The organism is Tateyamaria pelophila (assembly GCF_019966495.1).
GTDB lineage: Bacteria > Pseudomonadota > Alphaproteobacteria > Rhodobacterales > Rhodobacteraceae > Tateyamaria > Tateyamaria pelophila.
This window is the reverse complement of record NZ_JAIMIA010000257.1, coordinates 1-2,607: the sequence shown is the minus strand read 5'-3', so window position 1 is coordinate 2,607 and position 2,607 is coordinate 1. Positions and strand designations below refer to the sequence as shown.

Sequence of the window (2,607 nt, the reverse complement as noted above, 5' to 3'; positions counted from 1 at the left end):
TGAGCCCTCCGTATGCTTCAGGCTCATTTCCGATAATAATCAGACAATTCCTACGAGGGCGATGGGAGCGCGCTTACGGTATAACGGCGAGCATCTGCACAGCGCCATCCGCTTCGTCACGCCGAATGCCCGCCACGATGGCCATGATCGTGCGCCGCTGGCAGACCGTGACAGTCTCTATGCAAATGCACGCGCGCAAAACCTGGAACGCTGGTCAGGCAAAACCCGCAACTGGCAACCTGCGGGACCCGTCTGGCTCAACCCAGAAAACGAAATCAGCGCGCCTGAAATCAGAGACGCGAGCCATTGCAAAACGTGCCCAAGAGGCTTGATCTGCGCACAACGCAGCGACAAGATACAGGAAAAGCCTTCCACGTGGCGAATGCCGACTTACGTTTTTTCTAGTTCTGCTTTCAAAGCTTTTCCATAAGAAGCTTTTGCTGTTTTATAAACTGCAATTTCTGCATTTATTTTTTTCATATGCGCTTCGATGAATTGAAGCGATGCAAGCTGAGCTTTTCCATTGTCGGTAAACTCCTCAGTGTCGTACTCTATGTCGTCAATTTTAATTTTTACCATATTAGAAGACATCCTTTATTACTTTATATTTTGCCGAACCAATAGACCAACCCTATTTGGTCTCATCTAGCTCCCGCCTAAGTGCATTCCTGTAGGCAATACGAGCTGTATCCGCGATCGCCAATTCATTTTGAAGTTGTTGTAAACGCGCATTCACAAAGCGCAATGACGTTGCTGTAGATACGGCGTGTTCAGACATATCATCGGTATCATACTCAACTTCGTCTACTTTAACTTTAACCATTCCAGATCCTAACTATGTTGAATTTTTGCATAGACCATGCAGCCAAGTCATTGGGTACTGGGCGTACCGCTTCAGGTAAAGCCGACTTTGGTCAATAATCCACTTTTGTCATCCGACTTCATGATGAATACTTCTAAGTAGCTCTGCTGCGCAAAGATGTGTTGTAATCCTTCTTACGGATTTTGTGTGGTGACTTGGGTACGATCAGATCAAGTCCTCGTCACATACTGTGACGTCACGTCAGCTTTGTTGAAGGAAATCATTCAAACTCAGCTGGAGCTTTGGTAAAAGTTGCCCGGTGTTCGCTCCCATCTCAAATTCTATAGCAACCAGCTCGGCTTGGGTTTGAATTTTTCTGGACATCGCTCTGTAGAGAAGAACCTCTGCTTCAACCACATCTCGGAGACTTGATTGCCCTGACTGCAGCTGGGACTTTGTCGTATCCGTCTCAATTTTCAGAGCGGCTACCTGGTCATTAAGCACACCCATTGATTGCTGTAATGAACGGTGGTTTGCCAGTGCGGCCTCAAGCAGCTCCTCTGCTTCTTCTTTATTATCTTCGAAGATCGAGCGACTCGCCTCAAGCTGCGCTTGGCGTGCCTTGACTTCCGCTTTGCGACGTCCGCCGTCACTAAAAGTGTATTCCAGAAAAAGGCCGGCAGTCAGCTCAGTTTCTTCGTCGGCTTGAACGGGGGCGTTAACAGCGGTTTGCAAACTCACCGTCGGTCTCCGCGCCGCTTGCGCCTCTTTCACTTCGGTCTCTGCGGCAATAAGCTGTGCACCGGCGGAAATGAGCGCAGGAGAATCTCGCCAAAGCGCCCTCAGATTACCCAACTCCTGACCCGCAAAGAGCTGGTTAGGCTGTGCCACATTTCCTGGAGCAACGCCAAAATACCTCTGGAATTGAACACTTGCTTGCTTTTGAGCGGCTATAAGCTGCTCTTCTTCAAGCTTAATGTCCAAGACTTGACGTTGTGCGGAGGCCAAGCTCGCGCGGTCAACCATGCCACTTGAAATAAGTGTCTCAATGCGACTGATAAGTGGCTCCAGATCGGCTAGGCGGTTCCGGAGCAACCTCAATCGTGCATTGTATTGCCAAACATCAATCCAAGCGTTTGCCGCGTCTAATGCAGCTTCATTAGCAACTGTTGATACATCTGCTTGCGCTGCAAAAGCGCGCGCCGTAGATCCATCAATTCTGGCCGCGGTCAGGCCTCCATCATAGACAAGTTGCTGTAGAGTTACGGTACCGGTCAGCCCTGTGTCTTCTGTTCCAGGTCCGGTAAGTTCTTTGCTTGCACCCAAGAGGCCACTGGCCGTGAGTTGCGGACGTATTCCACTTTTGGCAACCGTTATGCGCTCATTCGCTTCTTGAAATGTCCTCACAGATGCTTCGACGGCCGGATTGGTGGGAACAGACGCGCTGACAGCTTTTAAAAAACCGCCCTGGACATTGACAGGAGACTGTCGAGCCACGCCTTGGTTGTTCTCTACGCTGCGCACGTCCATACGGGTCATCTGTGCAACAGTAGACGTAAGCTCGTCGTCTGATAGGCCATCAAATGTATCGCTGCATGCACCAAGAGCCAAAAGGGTGCTCATTATAAATGCGCTCATTCGAGTCGCTGTCATTAGATTGCCCTGTATTCAACTTCTACTAAGGTCTCTAGCGGGTTGGAAATATTGCGTCAAGGTAGTGCCCGAGCCGTAAGCGCGGGCTGATCACCCATCGGTTAGCGGCTTGACTGTGTTTGCATGGTGGGAGCGGTCAGTCTATCAGCTTT

At 49.9% G+C, this 2,607-nt stretch carries 3 protein-coding genes and 1 pseudogene; 1 reads left to right on the top strand and 3 read right to left on the bottom strand.

The features are described 5' to 3' along the window. Positions 1–79: 79 nt before the first annotated feature. Positions 80–304 (top strand): annotated as a pseudogene (locus LC354_RS27335) (IS3 family transposase); the annotation flags it as partial. A gap of 86 nt (positions 305–390) precedes the next feature. Here the strand turns inward: LC354_RS27335 and LC354_RS27330 are convergent. From LC354_RS27330 to LC354_RS27320, 3 genes are all read right to left on the bottom strand, one after another. Next, positions 391–579 carry a DUF6447 family protein gene (locus LC354_RS27330; RefSeq protein ID WP_223429084.1) on the bottom strand — a complete coding sequence of 63 codons (189 nt, stop codon included), beginning with the start codon at positions 577–579 and terminating at the stop codon, positions 391–393. A gap of 52 nt (positions 580–631) precedes the next feature. Further along, entirely contained in the window at positions 632–823 is a 192-nt protein-coding gene (locus LC354_RS27325; protein ID WP_223429083.1) for a hypothetical protein, read from the bottom strand. Positions 824–1,063: 240 nt separating this feature from the next. Further along, positions 1,064–2,425 carry a TolC family protein gene (locus LC354_RS27320; RefSeq protein WP_223429082.1) on the bottom strand — a complete coding sequence of 454 codons (1,362 nt, stop codon included), beginning with the start codon at positions 2,423–2,425 and terminating at the stop codon, positions 1,064–1,066. Positions 2,426–2,607 lie beyond the last annotated feature (182 nt).

What these genes read in the sequence shown, in the direction of transcription:
- LC354_RS27320 (WP_223429082.1), bottom strand. Translation starts at nt 2,425, where the DNA reads ATGAGCACCCTTTTGGCTCTTGGTGCATGCAGCGATACATTTGATGGC.
- LC354_RS27325 (WP_223429083.1), bottom strand. Translation starts at nt 823, where the DNA reads ATGGTTAAAGTTAAAGTAGACGAAGTTGAGTATGATACCGATGATATG.
- LC354_RS27330 (WP_223429084.1), bottom strand. Translation starts at nt 579, where the DNA reads ATGGTAAAAATTAAAATTGACGACATAGAGTACGACACTGAGGAGTTT.